Consider the following 24,459-nt stretch of genomic DNA (forward strand, 5'->3'; position numbering starts at 1 on the left):
TCGCGAGCAAGCTCGCTTCCACAGGGGATGATCGGTGGATAAAAAAAGGCCCGCATCGCTGCGGGCCTTTTGATTTTGCGCGGTGGAGCAGGGGACTTAGCCCGCGACCAGCACCCGAATCGCTTCCAGGCGCAGCGCAGCCTTGTCGAGCATCGCCAGGCCTTGCTCGCGCTGATTGCGCAGGGCCACCAGTTCGCTATCGCGCACGGTCGGGTTGACCGCTTGCAACGCGGTCAGGCGCGCCAGTTCTTCATCCGTGTCCGCAGCCAATCGGCGCTGCGCCTCAGCCACTCGTTCAGCGTGACGCGGGGCAATCTTCTCTTCGCCGGCATTGATTCGCGGCGTCAATTGATCGCGTTGCGCCTGGATAAACTTGTTGGCGCTGGCGCGTGGCACGCTTTCCAGTTGATCGTTCAGCGTTTCAAACGACACACGCCCGGACAAATCATTGCCATTGGCGTCCAGCAAGCAACGCAACGCCGCCGGCGGCAGGTAACGGCCCAGTTGCAGCGAACGCGGCGCCACCACTTCGCTGACGTAGAGCAGTTCGAGCAACACGGTGCCCGGTTTCAGCGCCTTGTTCTTGATCAGCGCGACGGCGGTGTTGCCCATCGAACCGGACAACACCAAGTCCATGCCGCCCTGCACCATCGGGTGTTCCCAGGTGATGAACTGCATGTCTTCACGCGACAGCGCCTGGTTGCGGTCGTAGGTGATGGTCACGCCTTCGTCGTCGCCGAGCGGGAAACTGGCGTCGAGCATTTTTTCGCTCGGTTTGAGGATCAGCGCGTTTTCCGAATGGTCTTCGCTGTCGATGCCGAACGCGTCGAACAGGGTTTCCATGTAAATCGGCAGGGCAAACTGATCGTCTTGCTCAAGGATGTCCTCGACCAGTTGATCGCCTTCACCCGAACCGCCGGAATTGAGTTCCAGCAAGCGGTCGCGGCCAGTGTGCAGCTCGGCTTCGAGGCGTTCACGCTCGGCGCGGGCCTCGTCGATCAGCGCTTGCCACTCGCCATCGTCGGCGTTTTCCAGCAGCGGCAGCAGGCGCGCGCCGAACTGATGCTGCAAGGCGTTGCCGGTTGGGCAAGTGTTAAGGAACGCGTTGAGCGCCTCGTGATACCACTGGAACAGCCGCTCTTGCGGGCTGGTTTCCAGGTACGGCACGTGCAATTCAATGATGTGTTTCTGGCCGATCCGGTCGAGACGACCGATGCGCTGCTCGAGCAAATCCGGGTGCGACGGCAGATCGAACAACACCAAGTGGTGCGAGAACTGGAAGTTGCGACCTTCACTGCCGATTTCCGAGCAGATCAAAACTTGCGCGCCAAACTCTTCGTCGGCGAAGTAAGCGGCGGCGCGGTCACGCTCAAGGATGTTCATGCCTTCGTGGAACACCGTCGCCGGGATGCCGGAGCGCACGCGCAGCGCGTCTTCCAGGTCCATGGCGGTTTCGGCGTGGGCGCAGATCACCAGCACTTTGGTGCGCTTGAGCATCTTCAGCGTGTCGATCAGCCATTCGACGCGTGGGTCGAATTTCCACCAGCGTTCTTCCTCGTTGGCATCCGGCTGCGCCTGGAAGCTGACTTCCGGGTACAACTCGGCGTGCTCGCCCAGCGGCAATTCGAGGTATTCGTCAGGGCATGGCAGCGGGTACGGGTGCAGTTTGCGCTCCGGGAAACCCTGCACGGCGGCGCGGGTGTTGCGGAACAGCACGCGGCCGGTGCCGTGGCGGTCGAGCAGTTCGCGGACCAGACGGGCGCTGGCTTCGACGTCGCCATCGTTGACCGCCGTCAGCAGCGCTTCGCCCTCGTTGCCGAGGAAACCGTGAATGGTCTTGTGCGCTTCTGGCGACAAGCGACCCTTGTCCAGCAGCTCCTGCACCGCTTCGGCCACCGGGCGATAGTTTTCGCTCTCGGCGCGGAAGGCGTGCAGGTCGTGAAAACGGTTCGGATCGAGCAGGCGCAGACGCGCGAAGTGGCTGTCCTGACCCAGTTGTTCCGGGGTCGCGGTCAGCAACAGCACGCCGGGAATGACTTCGGCCAGTTGCTCGACCAAGGTGTATTCCTGGCTGGCTTTCTCTTCATGCCAGACCAAGTGGTGCGCTTCATCGACCACCAGCAGGTCCCAACCGGCAGCAAACAGCGCGTCCTGGGCCTTCTCGTCGTCCACGAGCCATTCGAGCGCAACCAGTGCAAGCTGGGTGTCTTCGAACGGGTTGGCGGCATCGCTTTCGATAAAGCGTTCTTCGTCGAACAGCGCGACTTGCAGGTTGAAGCGGCGGCGCATCTCGACCAGCCACTGATGCTGCAGGTTTTCCGGCACCAGGATCAGCACGCGGTTGGCGCGGCCCGAGAGCAGTTGGCGGTGGATCACCAGACCGGCTTCGATGGTTTTACCCAGGCCCACTTCGTCTGCCAGCAAAACCCGTGGCGCGATACGGTCAGCGACTTCACGGGCAATGTGCAACTGGTGCGCGATCGGCTGCGCCCGCACGCCGCCCAGGCCCCAAAGGGACGACTGCAATTGGCGGCTGGTGTGTTCCAGCGTGTGATAACGCAGGGAGAACCAGGCCAGCGGGTCGATCTGCCCGGCGAACAGGCGGTCGCTGGCCAGACGGAACTGAATGAAGTTCGACAGTTGGGTTTCCGGCAGCGTGACCACTTCGTTCTGCGCGTTGAGGCCGTGGTAGACCAGCAGGCCATCGACATCGTCGACTTGCTGTACGGTCAGTTTCCAGCCTTCGAAGTGAGTGATCGAGTCACCCGGGGAAAACCGCACACGTGTGAGGGGCGCATTCCGTAGCGCGTACTGACGAGTGTCGCCAGTGGCCGGATAGAGCACGGTCAACAAGCGGCCGTCCTGTGCCAGAACGGTGCCCAAACCCAGCTCGGCTTCGCTGTCACTAATCCAGCGTTGCCCCGGTTGATACTGCTGCGCCATGCTGCCTGACTCCCACCTTGAAAAAGCGGGCTATCTTAACGGAATGAGCCTTCAGGGCCAAAGGATTACTGACATCGGCGCGGGCGAGGGCACTGATTTTTCGATCTTTGGGAACGCTTGAGTTCTACGTTGTCGGATAAAACATCGCGTTACGTGTGTGCGCTGGTTCACAACTTGGCGACCGATGGCTCAAGTCGCCCGCCGCGCCGCCGACAGCCTGAAGACAGGAGACTAATAACTATGCTGCAACCCATGCTCCCCTTGAGTGCCGTGCCGGTCACCGCGCAACTGGACCCGATCCGCCAGCGCCCGGACATTCCGCCGGTTGTGCCGGTGCAGGAAAGCTCCAGCGAAAGCACAATCGACCTGCAAAGCCGTGACCCGGAAGAGGCCGCCCTGCTGCTGCGCGAAGAACAGCGTCGCCGCCAGGAACAGGATCGCCGCCGTCAGGAAGCCGATGAAGATCCGCAAGTGCATCTGGCGGTTCCCGGTGACGTGCTCAACGCCGACAACACCGTACCAGTCGTCGCACTGGTCGAAGACGAGCCGCGCCAGGGGCTTTGGGTCGATATTCAGATCTGAGGTTGGTCAGCCGGTTTGAGGGCTGTCTTTGAGAAATGTCTTTGAGAACCGTCTTTGAGAGCTGTCTTTGGGAAGTGCCCCGGCGGAAATTGACGGCTGACTGGTCAGCGCGCTCGCCAGACCGCATTATTGGCGCAATCCGACTGAACCCTTTCCAGCGATGCACTGAACCATGAGCCAAGAAGACAAACTGATCGACCTCGGCGCCGAACGCGCCAAGCGTGTGCACGACCTCAACGACAAGCGCTTGAATGAAGTCCGCCAGGCATTCGAGCAGGCCATGCCGCTAGGCAAAGCCAAGAAGTCGGGCAAAACCGAGAAAAAGTCGAAAAACAAACCGAAAAAGCGTTGAAGCACCCTGCATCGATTGATGCAGGTCAGTTATTTCCCCTCCTTTACGCCCAGTCTCGGGCGACATTGATCCCGGTCAATTTTCTCTCCTGCCTTATTGGTTAACTTAGCCCTATCGCAACAGGGCAAGTGCAGGAGGCCAGTCATGTTTTTCGACAACGTGGTGATCGCCGGAGTGCTGACAGTCGGCCTCATGGTTCTGTTTTTTGCAGGGTTTGGATATTTCATCTGGAAGGATTCGCACAAGCGCAAACCGTAGTTCTTTCCAGAGCAATGAGCACGCAAGGCATTTTGGGCAACTTCGGTTGCCCTTTTTTTTTGCCTGAAAAAACACCAGTTGGGCATTCGCGAAAAGCAGCAGACATGAAAAAGGCGCGAACCTTGCGGAACGCGCCTTTTTCGATAGAGCGATCGATCAGCTACCCAGCGCCTTCGACGCCAGCCAGAACAGGCCGGCCGACAGTGCGACGGTGGCCGGCAGGGTCAGGACCCACGCCAGCAGGATAGTTTTCACGGTGCCGCCCTGCAGGCCGCTTTTGTTCGCGACCATGGTCCCGGCCACACCCGACGACAATACGTGGGTGGTGGAAACCGGCAGGCTGAAGATGTTGGCCAAGCCAATCATGCACGCTGTGGTGATCTGCGCCGACATGCCTTGAGCGTACGTCATGCCTTGCTTGCCGATCTTCTCGCCGATGGTCAGCACTACGCGTTTCCAGCCAACCATGGTGCCCAGGCCCAGCGCCAGGGCAACCGCCAGAATCACCCAGAACGGCGCGTATTCAGTGGTGGTGGTCAGGTCTTTGCGGAGCTTGTCGAGGTCAGCCTTTTCACGCGATTGCAGGCCCGGCAGCTTGGCGACTTTACGGGCCGTGTCATCCAGGCAGAGCAGGTAGCGACGCACTTCGATGCGGCTTTCTGCGGTCAGCGAGTGGTAATCGGCAACACCTTTAAGGGTGTCGAGCAGGGCGCTGATGGTCGGTTCGGTCTGTTGCGGGTTGCAACGGAATTTCTCCGGCAGATCGCCTTCAACACTTTTGCCCAGCGCCAGGAACTCGCCCAGGGTGTCGGCATTGCGCTTGTAGAACTGGCTCAAGTGCAGCGTTGCGTCGCGAGTCCGCTCGATCTGGTAGGTAGTGCTGCCGAGGTCGAGAACGAACTGCGCCGGCACGATACCGATCAGTACCAACATGATCAGGCCGATGCCTTTCTGGCCATCGTTGGAGCCGTGCACGAAGCTCACGGCCATTGCCGAAATCACCAGAACCAGGCGATTCCAGAATGGCGGGTGCTTCTTGTCGTCGAGCTTGCGGCGCTGGTCCGGGGTCTTGTGCATCTTCGACAGCGGACGCCACCATTTAAGGCCGATCAACACCAGCGCGGCAACGAGGAAGCCGGCCATTGGCGAGAACACCAACGAGGCGCCGATATCGATCGCTTTCTGCCAGTTCACGCCATCGGCCAACGGAATGTCGTTGATCAATGCGTTCGCCAGGCCGACACCAAGGATCGAACCGATCAAGGTGTGCGAGCTCGAAGCCGGGATCCCGAAGTACCAAGTGCCCAGGTTCCAGGTGATCGCGGCGGCGAGCAACGAGAAGACCATGGCCAGTCCATGTCCGGTGTTCACATTGATCAGCAGCTCTACCGGCAGCAAGTGGACGATGGCATACGCCACGCCAACACCGCCCAGCAAAACGCCGAGGAAGTTGAACACACCGGAAAAGAACACCGCCAGATGAGGCGGCATGGCTTTGGTGTAGATAACGGTGGCCACCGCGTTAGCAGTGTCATGAAAGCCGTTGATGAACTCGAAGGCGAGGACAAAGGCCAGGGCGAGCAAGAGGCTCACAAGCACCCAAGCATCCAGTCCGCTGAATAAATCGATCATGAAGGTTTTCTGACCCGGTCGTAAGGGGGCGCGATTATGCCAGAAAAGTGTGGAAATCGATGCACTAGCTGCTCGTCGGTAACATTCTTCAACGAATTAGACGCTGGCAACGGCCTTATCCCCAGGTTTCTGCTGGGTTTTGCAATGCTTTGATTTTATTGAAAAATGTTGCAGGCGCGGGCGTACGGCGCGCGAATGCGAGGCGCTGAAATAGATGTATGAAATATCTGCGAAGAGGGTCGCACATGCGCCATTTGCCTCATCCGCTGGGTGAGGTGGCCGCTGCCCGTGGGTAACGGGCGCGTGAGGCATCGTCGCAACACCGCGCTTTTAACCGATGCAGACGCAGACCCTTGGAGGATTCAGGCCGGGCCGGTCACGGCTCCTCGGCTTTGAGTTCCTTTTCCATCTTCTGCAGTTCCTGGGAAAAAGCCTGATCCTGAACGGTGGCGCGTTTACGCCAGGGTTTGCGTTCCGGTTCGGGCTGTGCGGCGTAGGTGGTGACTTCCCCGCCGTAAACTTCCTTGTAACGTTGTTCCTGGCGCTCAAGTTCCGCGCGCAGTTCGTCTTTCGTCACAGTGCTACCTGTTTGAGTTGAGATAAATTCTGGTGAAACGCACTGCATCAAATTAATTGACCATGTTCGGCGAAAGGACAATGCCCGAAAAGGCATCGGCTTGTGCACGACACAATGATCAACAGTTCCATGTTGCAGGCGGCCACGGCACCAGATAAAAAACAGCTGACGTAGCTTCAGAGTCCTGTTTCAGCGAACGCGTGGGATAAACCTGCAAGGTTGTTTCCGGCGCTGGCTGCGGGCGGCGGCGATGGGACATCGCGCTCCGGGTGGCGGGCTTGGCAATTAAGACGCCGCGCTGCCACTGAGGTGCATTATAGCCATCGATTCGAAGAACACTATCTCCCGAGAGTTAAAAGTGGTTCGTGGTGTGTGATGATTTTGTTACTCGCAACTTTTACCGGTAATTAGCGAACTGCCGGCGAGCACTATTTCGCGATCTGTTTCTGACGCCAACAAGTCGAACAAGTTCGCGTCCTTACATTGGCACCTTAGTGCACAGATCGCGCAACACTAAAAACATTCTGGAACATCGCTGATGTGCTTTCCGTCCGAGCAAGCTCGCCGGGCGGGCGATTGCGATTATCGGGCGACGGTTCGATAATCGCCCAGTCTCGTCGTCGGCGACTTGTGTTGCTGGCAAGGAGCCGCTTGTAATAGCCATCGCTCCGTGCAGGAAAAAGGACCTGATATGAACGATCAACTGCGCAACTCCTTCGCCTCAGTGGCGCCGCCGATCGTCGCTTCGCCGGCCAAGCGCATTCAAGCCATGACCGGCGACCCGGATTTCATGACTTCGCTGGCCCGAGGCCTGGCCGTGGTGCAGGCCTTTCAGGAGCGCAAGCGGCACCTGACCATCGCGCAGATCAGCCATCGCACGGAAATTCCCCGCGCCGCTGTGCGACGTTGCCTACACACCCTGATCAAACTCGGCTACGCCACCACGGACGGGCGGACCTATTCGCTGCTGCCCAAAGTCCTGACGCTGGGCCATGCCTACGTGTCTTCGACGCCGCTGGCGGTGTCGGCGCAACCGTATCTGGACCGCATGAGCGAACAACTGCACGAGGCTTGCAACATGGCCACGCTGGAGGGCGATGACATTCTGTACATCGCGCGCTCGGCGACCACGCAACGCCTGATTTCGGTGGATTTGTCGGTTGGCGGCCGCTTGCCGGCCTATTGCACGTCGATGGGGCGCATTCTGTTGGCCGCGCTCGACGACACCACCCTGGGCGAGTACCTCGACCATGCGGAATTTCAGGCGAAAACCAGCCGCACGCTGCACACACCGCAGGCGCTGCTCGAATGCCTGCAAGAAGTGCGGCAGCAGGGCTGGTGCATCGTCGATCAGGAATTGGAGCAAGGCCTGCGCTCGATTGCCGTGCCGGTGTATGACGCCTCGGGTCAGGTGGTCGCGGCGCTCAACGTCAGCACTCACGCCGGGCGCGTCAGCCGCAACGAACTGGAGCAGCGTTTCCTCCCGGGACTGCTCAGCGCCAGCCGCGACCTCAGCGCCCAGCTGTTTGCCTGACAATTGACCTGACTAAGCTGTTCGATAAACGCACAGAGTTGCGTTTATCGAATTGACGCTGTTTCCCTCCGATCATTAATGTCGCGGCAGCGTCATCCGGCGCCGTTGGCCCTCGGCCAGAGCACCGGACGACGCCCCCAATAATAATGAGCAGAGGCCACGCGCTCCCGGCGTGGGACAAAAATAATGAACCAGCCTCAATCTGCTGTAGGCAATTGCCTCGACGTGCAGTCCTTCATCAATGCCCAGCCCATTTCGCGTTATCAGTGGCGCGTGGTGATCCTGTGTTTCCTGATCGTTTTCCTCGATGGCCTCGACACCGCGGCGATGGGTTTCATTGCGCCCGCGCTGTCGCAGGATTGGGGCATCGACCGCGCCAGCCTCGGCCCGGTGATGAGTGCCGCGCTGATCGGCATGGTTTTCGGCGCACTCGGTTCCGGGCCGCTGGCTGACCGCTTCGGGCGCAAAATTGTGCTGGTGGGCGCGGTGTTTCTGTTCGGCATCTTCAGTCTGGCCTCGGCTTACAGCACCAACGTCGACCAGTTGCTGGTGCTGCGTTTTCTCACCGGACTCGGCCTCGGCGCCGGGATGCCGAACGCCACCACGCTGCTGTCGGAATACACCCCGGAGCGCAAAAAGTCGCTGCTGGTGACCAGCATGTTCTGCGGTTTCAACCTCGGCATGGCCGGCGGCGGGTTTATTTCAGCGAGCCTGATCCCGGCGTATGGCTGGCACAGCCTGTTGCTGATCGGTGGGATTCTGCCGTTGATCCTTGCGGTGGTTTTGCTGTTCTGGCTGCCGGAATCGGCGCGTTACCTTGTAGTCCGAAACCGCGGCACCGACAAAGTGCGCAAAACCCTGGCGCCGATCGACCCGAAAACCGTCGCTCAGGCGTCAAGCTTCAGCGTCCCGGAACAGAAAATCGTCAAGGCGCGCAACGTGTTTGCGGTGATTTTCTCCGGGACCTACAGCGCCGGCACTTTGCTGCTGTGGCTGACCTACTTCATGGGGCTGGTGATTGTTTACCTGCTGACCAGTTGGCTGCCGACGCTGATGCGCGACAGCGGCGCGAGCATGGAGCAAGCCGCGTTTATCGGCGCGCTGTTCCAGTTCGGCGGCGTGCTAAGCGCGGTCGGTGTGGGATGGGCGATGGACCGCTTTAATCCGCACAAGGTCATCGGCACTTTCTACTTGCTGGCGGGGGTGTTTGCCTACGCGGTCGGGCAGAGCCTGGGGCACATCACGCTGCTGGCGACCTTGGTGCTGGTGGCCGGGATGTGCGTGAACGGCGCGCAATCGGCGATGCCGTCGCTGGCGGCGCGGTTTTACCCGACGCAGGGCAGGGCGACCGGGGTGTCGTGGATGCTCGGGATCGGCCGTTTCGGCGCGATCCTCGGCGCGTGGATGGGCGCGACGTTGCTGGGCCTCGGCTGGAATTTCGAGCAGGTGCTGACGGCGCTGGTGATTCCGGCGGCATTGGCGACTACGGCGGTGGTGATCAAAGGCATCGTCAGCCATGCGGATGCGACCTGATTCCGTGAATCTTCATTGACCGTGCGGGCCTCTTCGCGGGCAAGCCTCGCTCCTACAGGGGTACGTGTATTCCTGTAGGAGCGAGCGGTGCGACGATTCGACTTGCCCGCGAAGCTCCTAAAGGTCGATAGCCCGACAACAATCTGTTCGATAAACGAACACTCAGTCGATTATCGGATTGTTTGGCCATTTTCAGCCGCTTACTCTGCAGTGACTCCGGCGCTGAACCTCGCGCCTTTTTCTTTCACTGCGGTTCATAACAAAACGGGAGCCTGCCCCATGGCTGAAATCCTTTCGCTGCACGACGCGGTGAAGCAATTCGTCAACGACGGCGATACCGTCGCGCTCGAAGGCTTCACTCACCTGATTCCTACGGCGGCGGGTCATGAAATCATTCGCCAGGGCAAGAAAGATCTGACGCTGGTGCGCATGACGCCTGACCTGATCTACGACCAGTTGATCGGTGCCGGGTGTGCGCGCAAGTTGATTTTCTCCTGGGGCGGCAACCCTGGCGTCGGTTCGCTGCACCGTTTGCGTGATGCCGTCGAGAAGCAGTGGCCGCATCCGCTGGAAATCGAAGAACACAGCCACGCCGACCTGGCGAATGCCTACGTCGCCGGCGCTTCCGGCCTACCGTTCGCGGTGCTGCGGGCCTACGCCGGTTCCGATCTGCCGAAGGTCAACCCGCTGATCAAAACCGTGACCTGCCCATTCACCGGCGAAGTATTGGCCGCCGTGCCTTCGGTGCGCCCGGACATCACCGTGATCCACGCGCAGAAGGCTGACCGCAAGGGCAACGTGCTGCTGTGGGGCATTCTTGGCGTGCAAAAAGAAGCCGCACTGGCCGCCAAGCGCTGCATCGTCACCGTCGAAGAAATCGTCGACGACCTGAATGCACCGATAAACGCCTGCGTGTTGCCAACCTGGGCCCTGAGCGCGGTTTGCCATGTGCCCGGCGGCGCGCATCCGTCCTACGCCCACGGTTACAACGAGCGCGACAACCGTTTCTACCAGGCCTGGGACCCGATTGCCCGCGACCGCGAAACCTTCACCGCGTGGATCAACGAATACATCCACGGCTGCGCTGACTTCAGCGAGTTCCAGGCCAAGCTGGCCGCTGCTTCGGAGGCCAAGTAATGACTTACACCACCAACGAAATGATGACCGTGGCCGCCGCGCGTCGCTTGAAAAACGGTTCGGTGTGCTTCGTCGGGATCGGCCTGCCGTCGAAAGCCGCCAATCTGGCGCGGCTGACCTCGTCGCCGGATGTCGTGCTGATCTACGAGTCGGGCCCGATTGGCGCCAAGCCGAGCGTGTTGCCGTTGTCGATTGGCGACGGTGAACTGGCGGAAACCGCTGACACCGTCGTCCCGACCGGTGAGATTTTTCGCTATTGGCTGCAGGGCGGACGCATCGACGTCGGTTTTCTCGGCGCGGCGCAGGTTGATCGCTTCGGCAACATCAACACCACGGTCGTCGGCGATTATCACCAACCGAAAGTCCGGCTGCCGGGTGCCGGTGGCGCGCCGGAAATCGCCGGTTCGGCGAAAAGCGTGTTGATCATCCTCAAGCAGTCGGCGCGTTCGTTCGTCGACAAACTCGACTTCATCACCTCGGTCGGCCACGGCGAGGGCGGCGATTCGCGCAAACGTCTGGGCCTGCCGGGCGCCGGGCCGGTCGGCATCATTACCGACCTGTGCATCATGGAGCCGGAAGCCGACACCCATGAATTCGTGGTGACCGCGCTGCATCCGGGCGTGACCCGCGAGCAAGTGGTGGCGGCCACTGGTTGGGCGATTCGTTTTGCCGATCACGTGGAAAACACTGCCGAACCCAGCGAAATCGAACTCAAAGCACTAAGGGATCTGGAAGCCCGAACCGCTGCCGCCCATGGCCAAGCCCCCGGAGAAGCGTGATGCGTGACGTGTATATCTGCGACGCGATTCGCACCCCCATCGGCCGTTTCGGCGGTGGTTTGTCGGCAGTCCGCGCCGACGACCTGGCCGCCGTGCCGATCAAGGCATTGATGACGCGCAACCCGTCGGTGGACTGGAGCGCGGTGGATGAGGTGTTCCTCGGTTGCGCCAACCAGGCCGGCGAAGACAACCGCAACGTCGCGCGCATGGCGTTGTTGCTGGCGGGGCTGCCGGAAAGCATTCCCGGCGTCACCCTTAATCGCCTCTGCGCCTCGGGCATGGACGCGATCGGCACGGCATTCCGCGCGATTGCCAGCGGCGAGATGGAGCTGGCAATCGCCGGCGGCGTCGAGTCGATGTCGCGCGCGCCTTTTGTCATGGGCAAGGCTGACGCGGCGTTCTCGCGCAACATGAAACTTGAAGACACCACCATCGGCTGGCGTTTTATCAACCCGTTGATGAAAGCCCAGTACGGCGTCGATGCAATGCCGCAAACCGCCGACAACGTCGCCGACGACTATCAAGTGTCGCGCGAGGATCAGGACGCTTTTGCCCTGCGCAGTCAGCAACGCACCGCCGCCGCGCAGGCCGCCGGGTTCTTCGCTGAAGAAATCGTCGAAGTGCGGATTGCCCACAAGAAGGGTGAAACCGTGGTCACGCAGGACGAACATCCGCGCGCCGACACCACCCTTGAAACCCTGGCCAAACTGAAACCAGTCAACGGTGCCGACAAAACCGTCACTGCCGGCAACGCGTCGGGCGTCAATGACGGCGCCGCAGCGTTGATTCTCGCGTCTGCCGAAGCGGTGAAAAAACACGGTTTGACCGCCCGCGCCAAAGTCCTCGGCATGGCCAGCGCCGGGGTCGCGCCACGCGTCATGGGCATCGGCCCGGTGCCGGCGGTGCGCAAACTGACTGAACGTCTTGGTCTGGCCGTCAGCGATTTCGACGTCATCGAACTCAATGAAGCCTTCGCCAGCCAGGGTTTGGCGGTGTTGCGCGAGTTGGGCCTGGCGGACGACGCGGCTCAGGTCAACCCGAACGGTGGCGCGATTGCCTTGGGTCATCCGCTGGGCATGAGCGGCGCGCGGCTGGTGTTGACCGCGTTGCATCAACTGGAAAAAACCGGCGGGCGCAAAGGTCTGGCGACCATGTGCGTCGGCGTCGGCCAAGGTCTGGCACTCGCGATCGAATGCGTCTGACCGCCGCCGACTACATAAGAACAGAGGAAAAGCGAAATGACTGACAAGCCTGGTTACCGTCGCCCGAAAGAAGGCACCCAGCCGGAGTACTTGCACCCGACTTATCAATCGACCAATTTGCGCGCGCCGTCGAAGCCGTTGGTGTTTCTGCCGCATTCATTGTCGGAAATCACCGGCCCGAGCATCGGCGCCGAACGTATCAACGAACAGGACAACGACCTGACCGCGCAGCACAGCGGCGAACCGTTGGGCGAGCGCATCATCATCCACGGCCGTGTGCTGGATGAAGACGGGCTGCCGGTGCCGGGGATTCTGGTGGAGATCTGGCAGGCCAACGCCGCCGGTCGCTACCACCATGCCCGCGACCTGCACGACGCGCCGCTGGACCCGAACTTCAGCGGCACCGGGCGCACCGTGACCGACGCCGATGGCTGGTATCAATTCCAGACCATCAAGCCCGGCGCGTATCCGTGGGGCAACCACCACAACGCCTGGCGCCCGGCGCACATCCACTTTTCGCTGTTCGGCCCGAGCATTCTCACGCGGCTGGTCACGCAAATGTATTTCCCCGGCGACCCGCTGCTGGCCTATGACCCGATCTACAACTGCGTGCCCGACACCAGCGCCAAAGAGCGCCTGATCGCCAGTTTCGACCTGGAAAAAACCATCCCTTCCTATGCCCTCGGTTATCGCTGGGACATCGTTTTGCGCGGCCGCGAAGCCACGCCGATGGAGAAATAACATGACGCTGAACGCGACCACGTCCCACACCGTCGGGCCGTACTACCACATCGGCCTGACCTGGCTGAACCGCGAAGACCTGACCGTCGAACAAACCCTGGGCCAGCGCGTGGCGATCACGGGGCAAGTCGTTGATGGCAACGGCGATATCGTCAACGACGCGATGCTCGAAGTCTGGCAGGCCAACGCCGCCGGCAAATACGACCATCCCGAAGACGATCAGGACAAACCGCTGGACCCCAATTTCGAGGGCTTCGGCAGGGTGCCGGTGGATGCCGAAGGGCGCTTTCGTTTCACCACGATCAAACCGGGCACCGTGCAGGGCTTGAGCGGCACGACGCAGGCGCCGCACTTGGTGGTGCTGGTGTTTGCAAGAGGGTTGGTCAAGCACTTGCTGACGCGGATCTACTTTGACGGCGAACCGGCGAATGTCGCCGATCCGTTGCTCGAATGCGTGCCGGCAGAGCGCCGCAGCACGTTGCTGGCCAAGGCCGATGCGTCGGGCGTTTACCAGTGGAACGTGATCCTGCAAGGCACCGATGCGGAAACGGTGTTCTTCGATTATTGAGTAACCCTGTGGGAGTGAGCTTGCTCCCACAAGGGTTTTGCTTTGCTGATGTGACTGCGGAACGGGACTGTTGCAAAGTATGTCTAGACTCTCACTGTCCCCATTGAGTGAAAAACAATGACAACGACTGCCGCATCAACTGAGCACTACACCGGCGAAGAGCGCAAAAAGCGCATCTTCGCGATTGTCGGCGCCTCGTCCGGCAACCTGGTGGAGTGGTTCGACTTTTACGTCTACGCGTTCTGCGCGATCTATTTCGCCCCGGCATTTTTCCCCTCCGACAACCCCACGGTGCAGTTGGTCAACACCGCTGGCGTGTTCGCCGCCGGGTTCCTGATGCGTCCCATCGGCGGCTGGATTTTCGGTCGCGTGGCGGACAAGCACGGGCGCAAGAAATCGATGCTGATTTCGATTCTGATGATGTGTTTCGGCTCGTTGCTGATCGCGTGTCTGCCTACCTACAAAGACATCGGCGTCTGGGCGCCAATCATGTTGCTGTTCGCCCGCCTGCTGCAGGGCTTGTCGGTGGGCGGCGAGTACGGCACCACCGCGACCTACATGAGCGAAGTGGCGCTCAGGGGCCAGCGCGGCTTTTTCGCCTCGTTCCAATACGTGACGCTGATCGGCGGACAACTGTTGGCGGTGTCGCTGGTGGTGGTCCTGCAACAATTTCTCACCGAGGATGACCTGCGCGCCTACGGCTGGCGGATTCCGTTTGTGGTTGGTGCGGTGGCGGCGTTGATTTCGCTGTTCCTGCGGCGTTCGCTGAAAGAAACCACCAGCAAGGAAATGCGCGAAAACAAGGACGCCGGCAGCATCATGGCGCTGTTCCGCGACCACAAAGCCGCGTTCATCACCGTGCTCGGCTACACCGCTGGCGGTTCGCTGATTTTCTACACCTTCACCACGTACATGCAGAAATACCTGGTGAACACCGCCGGCATGCACGCCAAAACCGCCAGTTACATCATGACCGGCGCGCTGTTCCTTTATATGTGCATGCAGCCGTTGTTCGGCATGCTCGCGGACAAGATCGGCCGGCGTAATTCGATGCTCTGGTTCGGCGCCCTCGGCACGCTGTGCACGGTGCCAATCCTGCTCAGCCTGAAAAGCGTCAGCAGTCCGTTCCTGGCATTTGTGCTGATCACCGTGGCGCTGGCAATTGTCAGTTTCTACACCTCGATCAGCGGTCTGGTAAAAGCCGAAATGTTCCCGCCGGAAGTGCGCGCACTCGGCGTCGGCCTGGCGTATGCGGTGGCCAACGCAATCTTTGGCGGTTCGGCGGAATACGTCGCGCTGAGTCTCAAGGCTGCGGGTATGGAAAACTCGTTCTACTGGTATGTCACGGTGATGATGGCGGTGGCGTTCCTGTTCAGTCTGCGTTTGCCGAAACAGGCGAAATACCTGCACCACGACCTTTGATCTTCATCCGTGGGCCGCGCCGGCCCACGCCTCCAGGGATTGTTTATGACTGAGCGAGCGAACAATCAATTGTTCGATGCCTATTTCACTGCCCGCGATATGCGCGAAGTGTTCTGCGATCAGGGCCGCGTGCAAGCCATGCTCGATTTCGAAGCCGCGCTGGCGCGGGCCGAAGCGCGGGTCGGGTTGATTCCGCAGACTGCGGTCGCGCCTATCGAAGCGGCGTGTCAGGCCGGGTTGTACGATTTTGCCGCGCTCGGCGAGGCGATCGCCACGGCGGGCAATTCGGCGATTCCGCTGGTCAAGGCGCTGGGCAAACAGATCGCCGACAACCACGCCGAAGCCGAGCGTTACGTGCATTTGGGCGCGACCAGTCAGGACGTGATGGACTCCGGCCTGGTCCTGCAATTGCGCAAAGCGCTGGAGCTGATCGAAAGCGATCTGGCGCAACTCGCGGCGATCCTCGCGGCTCAGGCTAAACGCTACGCCGCCACGCCGCTGGCCGGACGCACCTGGCTGCAACACGCGACGCCGGTGACGCTGGGAATGAAGATCGCCGGTTGGCTCGGCGCCGTGACTCGCAGTCGTCAGCGTCTGCAAGAACTCAAGCCACGCTTGCTGGTGCTGCAATTTGGCGGCGCGTCCGGGACCCTTGCGGCGCTCGGCGATCAGGCGTTGTCGATTGCCCAAGCCTTGGCCGAGGAGCTGCGTTTGGCACTGCCGGAACAGCCTTGGCACACCCAGCGCGATCGGCTGGTGGAGTTTGGCGCGGTGCTCGGGTTGATCGCCGGCAGCCTCGGCAAACTCGGTCGCGACATCAGTCTGTTAATGCAGACCGAGGCGGGCGAAGTGTTCGAGCCGGCGGCGCCGGGCAAGGGCGGTTCGTCGACCATGCCGCACAAACGCAATCCGGTCGGCGCGGCGGTGTTGATCGGCGCGGCGACGCGGGTGCCGGGTCTGCTGTCGACACTGTTCAGCGCGATGCCGCAGGAACACGAGCGCAGCCTCGGTTTGTGGCATGCCGAATGGGAAACCCTGCCGGAGATTTGTTGCCTGGTGTCGGGCAGCCTGAAGCAGGCGCTGTTGGTCGCCGAAGGGCTGGAAGTGGACGCCGAGCGCATGGCGCGCAACCTCGATTTGACTCAGGGGCTGGTGCTCGCAGAAGCGGTGAGCATCGTCCTCGCGCAAAAGGTTGGCCGCGACGCCGCGCACCATTTGCTTGAGCAGTGCTGCAAACGCGCGGTCGCCGAACATCGGCATCTGCGCGCGGTGCTCGGCGATGAGCCGCAAGTGACGGCGCAGTTGTCGGACGCGGAACTGGATCGACTGCTGGACCCCGCGCATTACCTCGGTCAGGCACAAGCCTGGGTCGAGCGTGCGCTGGCTGAACATTTTGCTTGGACTGCCTGAAGGAGATTGCTGTGGCTTTCGTACAACTCGCCGAGGGCGAACTGCACTATCAGATTGAAGGGGCTCAGATTGACGGGCTTGGCGACGCGCCGGTGCTGGTTTTGTCCAACTCGCTGGGCACCGATTTGCACATGTGGGACGCGCAAATGCCAGCGTTTACCGAGCACTTTCGGGTGCTGCGTTTTGACACGCGTGGTCACGGCAAATCGCTGGTGACGCCGGGTCCGTACAGCATCGAGCAACTGGGCCGCGACGTGTTGGCGCTGCTCGATGCGCTGCACATCGAGCGCGCACATTTCTGTGGTTTGTCGATGGGCGGGTTGATCGGGCAGTGGCTGGGGATCAATGCCGGGCAGCGTCTGAACAAGTTGATCGTGTGCAATACCGCAGCGAAGATCGGCGATCCGTCGGTGTGGAATCCACGGATTGAAACGGTGCTGCGTGACGGTTCGGCGGCGATGGTCGCGTTGCGGGATGCGTCGATTGCACGGTGGTTTACCGCGGACTTTGCTGAATCGAATCCTGCGGCGGCGAAGAAGATTACCGACATGCTCGCGGCGACTTCGCCCGAGGGTTATGCGGCCAATTGCGCAGCGGTGCGTGATGCCGATTTCCGTGAACAATTGGCCGCGATCACGGTGCCGCTGCTGGTGATCGCCGGGACTGAAGATGCGGTGACGCCGCCGGCCGGTGGGCACTTTATCCAACAGCACGTGCAGGGCGCCGAGTACGCCGAATTCTACGCCGCGCACCTGTCCAACGTTCAGGCCGGCGCTGCGTTCAGCGAGCGGGTATTGGCGTTTTTGACCGAGCATTGAGGGGATGGTTGTGGACGAGAAACAACGTTACGACGAAGGTTTGCAGGTACGCCGCGCCGTGCTCGGCGATGCGCATGTCGATCGCAGTTTGAATGCGCTGACCGAGTTCAACTCGGAATTCCAGGAAATGATCACCCGCCACGCCTGGGGTGACATCTGGACCCGCCCGGGCCTGCCGCGCCATACCCGCAGCCTGATCACCATCGCCATGCTCATCGGCATGAACCGCAACGAAGAACTCAAACTGCACCTGCGCGCCGCCGCCAACAACGGCGTGACCCGCGGCGAGATCAAAGAAGTGATCATGCAGAGCGCCATCTACTGCGGCATCCCCGCGGCGAATGCCACCTTCCACCTCGCCGAATCGGTATGGGATGAACTGGGGGTTGAATCGCGGGAGTGAATCCCGGGATTTGCAGCGCCTGCACCGACGCCATCGCGAGCAGGCTCACTCCTACAGTTTTGATTGGGTCTGAACACCAGACGTCCCCTGTAGGAGTGAGCCTGCTCGCGATTACGGTGTGTCATTCAGCGTTGATGTTGAATGTGACGACCCCTTCGCGGGCAAGCCTCGCTCCTACGTTTTGAGTGGTGAGCGCAGGACATTTCCTGTAGGAGCGAGGCTTGCCCGCGAAGGCATTTTCAGCCTTACAGCAAGCTGATCGGGTAGCTGACGATCAGGCGGTTTTCGTCGAATTCGTTGTTGCTGAAGTCGCGGCGCATGGTCGAGTTGCGCCATTTCACGTTGAGGTCTTTAAGCGTGCCGCTCTGCACGGTGTAGGCCAGTTCGCTCTCGCGGCCCCATTCCTTGCCATCGGTGATGGTGCCGGTGTGCACATTGCTGCCGCTGATGTAGCGGTTCATCACGGTCAGGCCGGGGATGCCGAGGGCGACGAAGTTGTAGTCGTGGCGCAGTTGCCAAGAGCGCTCCTGCGCGTTGTCGTAGCTGGCGTTGTAACTGTCGTTGGCGAGGGTGCCGCCGCTGGTGCCGTTGACGCGCATCCAGGCGCTGTCGCCGCTGAGTTTCTGCAGGCCGACATAGAATGTGTGGCCGCCATACCGCGCGGAAAACAGCCCCGACCACGTCTTGTTGTCCAACTCGCCGGCCCGCGCGCTGCCGTCATCCTTGCCGTAAAAGAACCCGAGATTGGCGCCGAGCGTCCAGTCGCCGACAGGCTGCGCGTGGATCAGATTCACATATTGCTGACTGTAGATGTCCTTGAGTTCAGCGTTCCACAGACCAATCTGCGTGCGCTTGTCGTTGAAGCTGTATTCGCCGCCCTGAAAGTTGAAACGGTCAGAGGTGATCGCCGCTCTGCCGACCATCGACATGTCGGTCATGCTGCTGTCGTCGCGTGGACTGTTGGCGCGGAACTGGCCGCCGTAGAGCGTCAGACCATCGATTTCCTTCGAGGTGATCTGACCGCCACGGAACGTTTGCGGCAGCGAACGCCCGTCGTCCGAACGCAGGATCGGCAGCACCGGCATCCATTCGCCGACCTTCACTTCGGTCTGCGATAACCGGGCCTTGAACGCGACGTTGGTGCGGCCAAAATTATCCGCCGGGCGACCGTCGCGATCCAGCGGCAACAGCTGTGTGCCGCCGGTGCCTTGGCCGCCATCGAGCTTCACCGAATACAGCCCCAGCACGTCCATGCCAAAACCCAGAGTGCCTTGGGTGAAGCCCGATTTGGCGTCGAGGATGAAGTTCTGCGTCCATTCCTCAGCCTTGCCCTGGGCCTTGGTCGGGTTGGTGAAGTTGCGATTGATGTAGAAATTGCGCAGGTTCAGGTTGACCTTGGCGTCGTCGATAAAACCCGATTCCCCGGCAGCGACGGACAGGCCGGGCAGGGCGCTGGCGGCCAGTGCGACGGCAATAAGGCTGGGAAACAGGTACGGCGCAGGAGAAGGCTTCATGGGCTCGGGGTCTCTCTGATTATCAGGGATGCAACGGCACGCTGCCGCCACCAAAAGGTGCGGACACAAGCGTTTGAACGAGGGGAAAAACGAGCAGGATCAGCCGGACAGGGCAGGGCGCGGGGGCATGGTGTCGAACCTGTTGTTATTGGTTTTGTGGGGCGAATGGTGCGGGGGATCGGCGGGGGGATTCAATCGGGCGGGGCAGGTTTTGGGCGGTTACCGAACATAGATTGGTCGGGGGTTTTGCGGTGAACAAGCTGGCCTCATCGCGAGCAGGCTCGCTCCTGCAGATGGTCGGTTCATCCTGAATAAACTCGGTCAACTATGGGAGTGAGCCTGCTCGCGATGGCGCCAGCCGCCACACCACATTTTCCCGCAGCCAACAAAAAGCCCACCAATCGGTGGGCTTCTTGTGTTCAAAGCGCTATCAGAACAATTTCAACTTCGGCGCTTCTTCTTTCAACGGCTCGGTCCTGGCGGTTTGCTCATTCCAGCCACCACCCAGTGCCTTGTACAGATTGACCGCGCTGACCAGCTGCGACAGACGATCGGTGATCAGCACTTGTTGTGCGCTGAACAACTGACGCTGGGCGTCGAGGAAGGTCAGGTTACTGTCGACACCAATGCGATAACGACGCTCGGCCAGACGGTAGTAGTCCTGGTTGGCGGTGACGAAATCACGCTGCGCCTGCAACTGATCGGTGTAGGTCTGGCGCGCGGCCAGGCCGTCGGCGACTTCCTGGAAGGCCGTTTGAATGGACTTCTCATAGTTCGCCACGCCGATGTCTTTCTGAATTTTCGAATAATCCAGGCTGGCGCGCAGACTGCCGGCGTTGAAGATCGGCAGGTTGATCTGCGGCGAGAACAACCACGTCCCCGAACCACCCTTGAACAGACCGGACAAGTCCGGGCTCAGGGTCCCGGCATTGGCGGTCAGGCTGATGCTCGGGAAGAACGCTGCACGCGCCGCGCCGATGTTGGCGTTAGCCGCTTTCAGGTTGTATTCGGCTTGCAGGATGTCCGGACGGCGTTGCAGCAAGTCCGACGGCAAGCCGGCCGGGACTTCGCTGAGCAGATCGTCCGACAACGGCTTGGAACCCGGCAGATTCGCTGGCAGGCCAGTGCCGAGCAGCAGCACCAGGCTGTTCTCGTCCTGGGCCACTTGGCGGGTGTACTTGGCCAGTTGCGCCCGGGCGTTTTCCACCGAAGTGCGTGCCTGCGCCAGGTCCAGGGCCGAGGCTACCCCCACTTCGTTGCTGCGCGAGGTCAGCTTGAAGCTTTCCTCGAACGCGCCGAGGGTGTCCTGGGTCAGCTTCAGCAGTTCCTTGTCGGCCTGCCAGGTCAGATAAGCGTTGGCAACGTTGGCCACCAAGCTGATCTGCGTACTGCGGCGCGCTTCTTCGGTGGCGAAGTATTGTTGCAAGGCTTCTTCGCTGAGGCTGCGAACGCGACCGAACAGGTCGAGCTCATAAGCGCTGATGCCCACGGTCGCCGAGTAGGAACTGGAAATACCCGCTTCGCCGGTTTGCGAGGCGCGGGCCGGAAGCCGCTGACGGCTGCCGCTGCCATTGGCCGAAACTGCCGGATACAAATCGGCGCGCTGGATGCGGTACTGGGCCGCGTATGCGTCGATGTTCAGCGCCGCGACACGCAGGTCGCGGTTGTTTTCCAGGGCAACCTGGATCATCTGCTGCAGGGCCGGGTCATGGAAAAACTGCTTCCAGCCCTGTTCCGCCGCAGCCTGGCCAGGCGCCTTGGCCGGCGAATACGCCGGCCCTTGCGGATACTGGCCTGCCACCGGGGCGGCAGGCTGCTGATAGTCAGGAATCAGCGAGCAGCCACCGAGCACGAACGCGGCAACAGCTAGGGAGAGTAGCGACTTGCTCATTGGCCAGCCTCTTTAGGAGTTTCAGGTGCGTCATCCTGATCAGCGTTTTTGCGCTGGCCAATGGACGACACCGTAACGAAGAACAGTGGGACCCAGAAGATCGCCAGGATCGTGGCCGTGAGCATACCGCCAATTACCCCGGTACCGATCGCATGCTGGCTACCCGAACCTGCGCCCGTGGAAATCGCCAGCGGCACCACGCCGAGGACGAAGGCGAGCGAGGTCATGATGATCGGTCGCAGACGCATCCGGCAGGCTTCGATCGCCGCATCGCGCAGGCTTCGGCCCTGCTCATGCAGCTCCTTGGCGAATTCGACGATCAGAATAGCGTTTTTCGCCGCCAGACCAATAGTCGTCAACAGCCCCACCTGGAAGTACACGTCATTGGACAAACCGCGCAGGCTGGTGGCCATCAGCGCACCGATGATCCCCAGCGGCACCACGAGCATGACCGCGATCGGGATCGACCAACTTTCATACAACGCCGCCAGACACAGGAACACCATCAGCAGAGACAGGGCGTACAACGCGGGAGCCTGCGAGCCGGACAAGCGTTCTTCATACGACAGACCGGTCCAGGAAATACCCACGCCCGCCGGCAGTTTCTTCGCAATCGCTTCGACTTCGGCCATCGCTTCACCGGTGGAATAACCCGGCGCCGGAGCCCCGAGGATTTCCATCGCTTCTACGCCGTTGTAACGCGAGAGCTTCGGCGCACCGTAAATCCACTCACCTTTGGCGAACGCGGAGAACGGCACCATGGTCCCTTCGGCGTTGCGCACGTACCACTTCTTCACATCTTCCGGACTCATCCGCGAACCCGGTTGACCTTGCACGTAAACCTTCTTCACCCGACCACGGTCGATGAAGTCGTTGACGTAGCTACTGCCCAAGGCAATCGACAAGGTGTTGTTGATGTCGGTGAGCGTGATGCCCAGCGCGCTGGCCTTCTCGTCATCGATGTCGAGCTGGTATTGCGGCTCGTCGTTCAGCCCGTTCGGACGTACTTGCGAGAGGACTTTGCTCTGCGCCGCCATCCCGAGGAACTGGTTACGCGCGGCCATCAACTTGTCGTGACCGATACCGGCGCGGTCCTGCAGGAACACGTCGAAACCGGTGGCGTTACCCAATTCGAGTACCGCCGGTGGCGCGAAGGCAAACACCATGGCGTCACGGAACGTGAAGAAGTGCTGCTGCGCGCGCTCCGCCAGTTTGAACACGCTGTTGTCAGCGTTACGGTCCTCCCACGGCTTGAGCATGATGAACGCCATGCCGGAGCTCTGACCACGACCAGCGAAGTTGAAGCCGTTGACGGTAAACACCGAGGCCACGGCATCGCCTTCACCGCCGTCCTTGGTCGGACGCAGGAGGAATTCACGCATTTCATCGACGACCACTTGCGTACGCTGGGCGCTGGAACCGGCCGGCGTTTGCACTTGGGCGAACAGTACGCCCTGGTCTTCTTCGGGCAGGAACGCCGTTGGAATGCGCGTGAACAGCCAGATCATGCCGACCACGATAATCAGGTAGGCCAACAGGTACGGCGCTTTGTGCGTGAGCATGCTGCCAACGCCGCGCTCGTAGCTTTTGACGCCACGGTCGAAACTGCGGTTGAACCAGCCAAAGAAGCCGCGCTTCGGTGTGCCGTGCTCGCCTTTCGGAATCGCCTTAAGCATGGTCGCGCAGAGTGCCGGGGTGAAGATCAGGGCAACCAGTACCGACAACGCCATCGCCGAAACGATAGTGATCGAGAACTGTTTGTAGATCACACCAGTCGAGCCGCTGAAGAACGCCATCGGCAGCAGTACCGCCGAAAGCACCAGCGCAATACCGACCAGCGCGCCCTGGATCTGGCCCATGGATTTCTTCGTCGCTTCCTTGGGCGAGAGGCCTTCCTCGCTCATCACCCGTTCGACGTTTTCCACCACCACAATCGCATCGTCCACCAGCAAGCCGATGGCCAGCACCATGCCGAACATGGTCAGGGTGTTAATGCTGAAACCGAATGCCGCGAGGATCCCGAACGTACCCAGCAATACCACCGGCACAGTCATCGTGGTGATGACGGTGGCGCGGAAGTTTTGCAGGAACAGGAACATCACCAGGAACACCAGCACGATCGCTTCGACCAGGGTTTCAACAACGCCCTTGATCGACTCGGTCACCACCGGGGTGGTGTCGTACGGGAACACCACTTCCATCCCTTGCGGGAAGAATGGCTTGAGGGTTTCGATGGTGTTGCGCAGGGCTTTGGCGGTGTCGAGGGCGTTCGCGCCGTTGGCCAGTTTGACCGCCAGACCGGATGCCGGGCTGCCGTTGAACTGGGCGCTGATCGAGTAGTTTTCACCACCCAGCGCAACATCGGCAACATCACCGACGCGTACTTGCGAGCCGTCCTTGTTGACCTTCAGCAGGATCGCCTTGAACTGCTCGGCAGTTTGCAGGCGCGTCTTGCCGATGATCGTTGCGTTGAGTTGCTGACCTTGAACGGCAGGCAAGCCACCGAGTTGACCGGAAGAAACCTGAACGTTCTGCGCGGCGATCGCGGTTTTCACGTCCACCGGGGTCAGGTTGTAGTTGTTCAACTTGGCCGGGTCGAGCCAGATGCGCATCGCGTACTGGGCACCGAAGACCTGGAAGTCACCGACACCGGCGGTCCGCGAGATCGGGTCCTGCATGTTCGACACGATGTAGTTGGACAAGTCGTCCTTGGTCATGCTGCCGTCGCGCGAGACCACGCCGATCACCATCAGGAAGTTCTTCACTGCCTTGGTGACGCGGATCCCCTGTTGCTGCACTTCTTGCGGCAGCAGCGGGGTGGCCAGGTTCAGTTTGTTCTGGACCTGAACCTGCGCGGTATCGGAGTTGGTGCCCTGCTCGAAGGTCGCGGTAATGGTCATGCTGCCGTCGGAGTTACTTTCCGAGGCGACATAACGCAGGTTATCGATACCGTTGAGCTGTTGCTCGATGACCTGCACCACGGTGTCCTGCACGGTTTGTGCGGACGCGCCTGGGTAGGTCACCTGGATTGCAATGGCCGGAGGCGCAATGCTCGGGTATTGGTTGATCGGCAGTTTGAGGATCGAGAGTGCCCCGACCAACATGATCACCAGGGCAATTACCCAGGCGAAAATTGGACGGTCGATAAAAAATTTCGACATGG

The 24,459-nt window shown here is 60.8% G+C and carries 20 protein-coding genes; 14 read left to right on the forward strand and 6 right to left on the reverse strand.

Annotation, left to right across the window (positions count from 1 at the left end; translation table 11 throughout):
- Positions 1 to 96: 96 nt before the first annotated feature.
- On the reverse strand, positions 97 to 2,943 hold the full coding sequence (rapA, locus tag FBY12_RS10115; RefSeq protein WP_145252771.1) for an RNA polymerase-associated protein RapA: 2,847 nt from the start codon (positions 2,941 to 2,943) through the stop codon (positions 97 to 99).
- Between the two features lie 240 nt (positions 2,944 to 3,183).
- On the opposite strand from rapA, the gene FBY12_RS10120 reads away from it, so the two are divergent.
- The 3 genes from FBY12_RS10120 to ccoM all read left to right on the forward strand — a co-directional run bounded on the left by FBY12_RS10120 (position 3,184) and on the right by ccoM (position 4,135).
- Entirely contained in the window at positions 3,184 to 3,525 is a 342-nt protein-coding gene (locus FBY12_RS10120) for an aspartate-semialdehyde dehydrogenase (protein WP_092272089.1), read from the forward strand.
- Positions 3,526 to 3,697: 172 nt separating this feature from the next.
- Complete coding sequence (locus tag FBY12_RS10125; RefSeq protein ID WP_092272086.1) at positions 3,698 to 3,877, forward strand: hypothetical protein; 180 nt, start codon at positions 3,698 to 3,700, stop codon at positions 3,875 to 3,877.
- Between the two features lie 144 nt (positions 3,878 to 4,021).
- Positions 4,022 to 4,135, forward strand: a complete 114-nt coding sequence (ccoM, locus tag FBY12_RS28015) for a cytochrome c oxidase subunit CcoM (protein ID WP_054046898.1) — start codon at positions 4,022 to 4,024, stop codon at positions 4,133 to 4,135.
- Positions 4,136 to 4,291: 156 nt separating this feature from the next.
- Here the strand turns inward: ccoM and FBY12_RS10130 are convergent, their stop codons facing one another.
- Together FBY12_RS10130 and FBY12_RS10135 are read right to left on the reverse strand one after the other, a co-directional pair.
- The gene (locus FBY12_RS10130; RefSeq protein ID WP_145252772.1) at positions 4,292 to 5,767 is read right to left on the reverse strand and encodes an inorganic phosphate transporter; all 1,476 of its coding nucleotides are present in this window, start codon (positions 5,765 to 5,767) and stop codon (positions 4,292 to 4,294) included.
- A gap of 376 nt (positions 5,768 to 6,143) precedes the next feature.
- On the reverse strand, positions 6,144 to 6,344 hold the full coding sequence (locus FBY12_RS10135; protein ID WP_007903846.1) for a hypothetical protein: 201 nt from the start codon (positions 6,342 to 6,344) through the stop codon (positions 6,144 to 6,146).
- Between the two features lie 691 nt (positions 6,345 to 7,035).
- On the opposite strand from FBY12_RS10135, the gene pcaR reads away from it, so the two are divergent.
- The 11 genes from pcaR (at position 7,036) to pcaC (ending at position 17,891) form a co-directional block, all read left to right on the forward strand.
- Positions 7,036 to 7,878: a pca regulon transcriptional regulator PcaR gene (gene pcaR / locus FBY12_RS10140; protein ID WP_092272080.1), complete on the forward strand. Its 843-nt coding sequence runs from the start codon at positions 7,036 to 7,038 to the stop codon at positions 7,876 to 7,878.
- 186 nt (positions 7,879 to 8,064) lie between these two features.
- Positions 8,065 to 9,411 (forward strand): MFS transporter, encoded by a 1,347-nt coding sequence (locus FBY12_RS10145; RefSeq protein WP_145252773.1) that lies wholly within the window; start codon positions 8,065 to 8,067, stop codon positions 9,409 to 9,411.
- Positions 9,412 to 9,690: 279 nt separating this feature from the next.
- On the forward strand, positions 9,691 to 10,548 hold the full coding sequence (locus FBY12_RS10150; RefSeq protein WP_145252774.1) for a CoA transferase subunit A: 858 nt from the start codon (positions 9,691 to 9,693) through the stop codon (positions 10,546 to 10,548).
- Positions 10,548 to 11,327 carry a CoA-transferase subunit beta gene (locus FBY12_RS10155; RefSeq protein WP_121731014.1) on the forward strand — a complete coding sequence of 260 codons (780 nt, stop codon included), beginning with the start codon at positions 10,548 to 10,550 and terminating at the stop codon, positions 11,325 to 11,327. Before FBY12_RS10150 ends, FBY12_RS10155 begins: the two co-directional genes overlap by 1 nt.
- Positions 11,324 to 12,529: a 3-oxoadipyl-CoA thiolase gene (gene pcaF / locus FBY12_RS10160; RefSeq protein WP_178111744.1), complete on the forward strand. Its 1,206-nt coding sequence runs from the start codon at positions 11,324 to 11,326 to the stop codon at positions 12,527 to 12,529. The genes FBY12_RS10155 and pcaF overlap by 4 nt, the downstream gene beginning before the upstream one ends.
- Positions 12,530 to 12,565: 36 nt before the next feature.
- Positions 12,566 to 13,270: a protocatechuate 3,4-dioxygenase subunit beta gene (gene pcaH / locus FBY12_RS10165; protein WP_145252776.1), complete on the forward strand. Its 705-nt coding sequence runs from the start codon at positions 12,566 to 12,568 to the stop codon at positions 13,268 to 13,270.
- 1 nt (position 13,271) lies between these two features.
- The gene (gene pcaG, locus FBY12_RS10170) at positions 13,272 to 13,838 is read left to right on the forward strand and encodes a protocatechuate 3,4-dioxygenase subunit alpha (RefSeq protein ID WP_145252777.1); all 567 of its coding nucleotides are present in this window, start codon (positions 13,272 to 13,274) and stop codon (positions 13,836 to 13,838) included.
- A 117-nt stretch (positions 13,839 to 13,955) separates the two neighbouring features.
- Entirely contained in the window at positions 13,956 to 15,260 is a 1,305-nt protein-coding gene (locus FBY12_RS10175; RefSeq protein ID WP_121757261.1) for an MFS family transporter, read from the forward strand.
- A gap of 45 nt (positions 15,261 to 15,305) precedes the next feature.
- Positions 15,306 to 16,670 (forward strand): 3-carboxy-cis,cis-muconate cycloisomerase, encoded by a 1,365-nt coding sequence (locus FBY12_RS10180; RefSeq protein ID WP_145252778.1) that lies wholly within the window; start codon positions 15,306 to 15,308, stop codon positions 16,668 to 16,670.
- Between the two features lie 11 nt (positions 16,671 to 16,681).
- Positions 16,682 to 17,488, forward strand: a complete 807-nt coding sequence (pcaD, locus tag FBY12_RS10185) for a 3-oxoadipate enol-lactonase (protein ID WP_145252779.1) — start codon at positions 16,682 to 16,684, stop codon at positions 17,486 to 17,488.
- A gap of 10 nt (positions 17,489 to 17,498) precedes the next feature.
- Positions 17,499 to 17,891, forward strand: coding sequence for a 4-carboxymuconolactone decarboxylase (gene pcaC, locus FBY12_RS10190; RefSeq protein WP_101207183.1), 393 nt, complete (start codon positions 17,499 to 17,501; stop codon positions 17,889 to 17,891).
- A 245-nt stretch (positions 17,892 to 18,136) separates the two neighbouring features.
- On the opposite strand, the gene FBY12_RS10195 is transcribed toward pcaC, so the two are convergent.
- From FBY12_RS10195 to emhB, 3 genes are all read right to left on the reverse strand, one after another.
- Complete coding sequence (locus FBY12_RS10195; RefSeq protein WP_145252780.1) at positions 18,137 to 19,405, reverse strand: OprD family porin; 1,269 nt, start codon at positions 19,403 to 19,405, stop codon at positions 18,137 to 18,139.
- Between the two features lie 430 nt (positions 19,406 to 19,835).
- On the reverse strand, positions 19,836 to 21,296 hold the full coding sequence (gene emhC, locus FBY12_RS10200; RefSeq protein ID WP_145252781.1) for an efflux RND transporter outer membrane subunit EmhC: 1,461 nt from the start codon (positions 21,294 to 21,296) through the stop codon (positions 19,836 to 19,838).
- The gene (emhB, locus tag FBY12_RS10205; RefSeq protein WP_145252782.1) at positions 21,293 to 24,457 is read right to left on the reverse strand and encodes an efflux RND transporter permease subunit EmhB; all 3,165 of its coding nucleotides are present in this window, start codon (positions 24,455 to 24,457) and stop codon (positions 21,293 to 21,295) included. The genes emhC and emhB overlap by 4 nt, the downstream gene beginning before the upstream one ends.
- Positions 24,458 to 24,459: the final 2 nt, after the last annotated feature.

The organism is Pseudomonas sp. SJZ131 (assembly GCF_007828705.1).
GTDB lineage: Bacteria > Pseudomonadota > Gammaproteobacteria > Pseudomonadales > Pseudomonadaceae > Aquipseudomonas > Aquipseudomonas prosekii.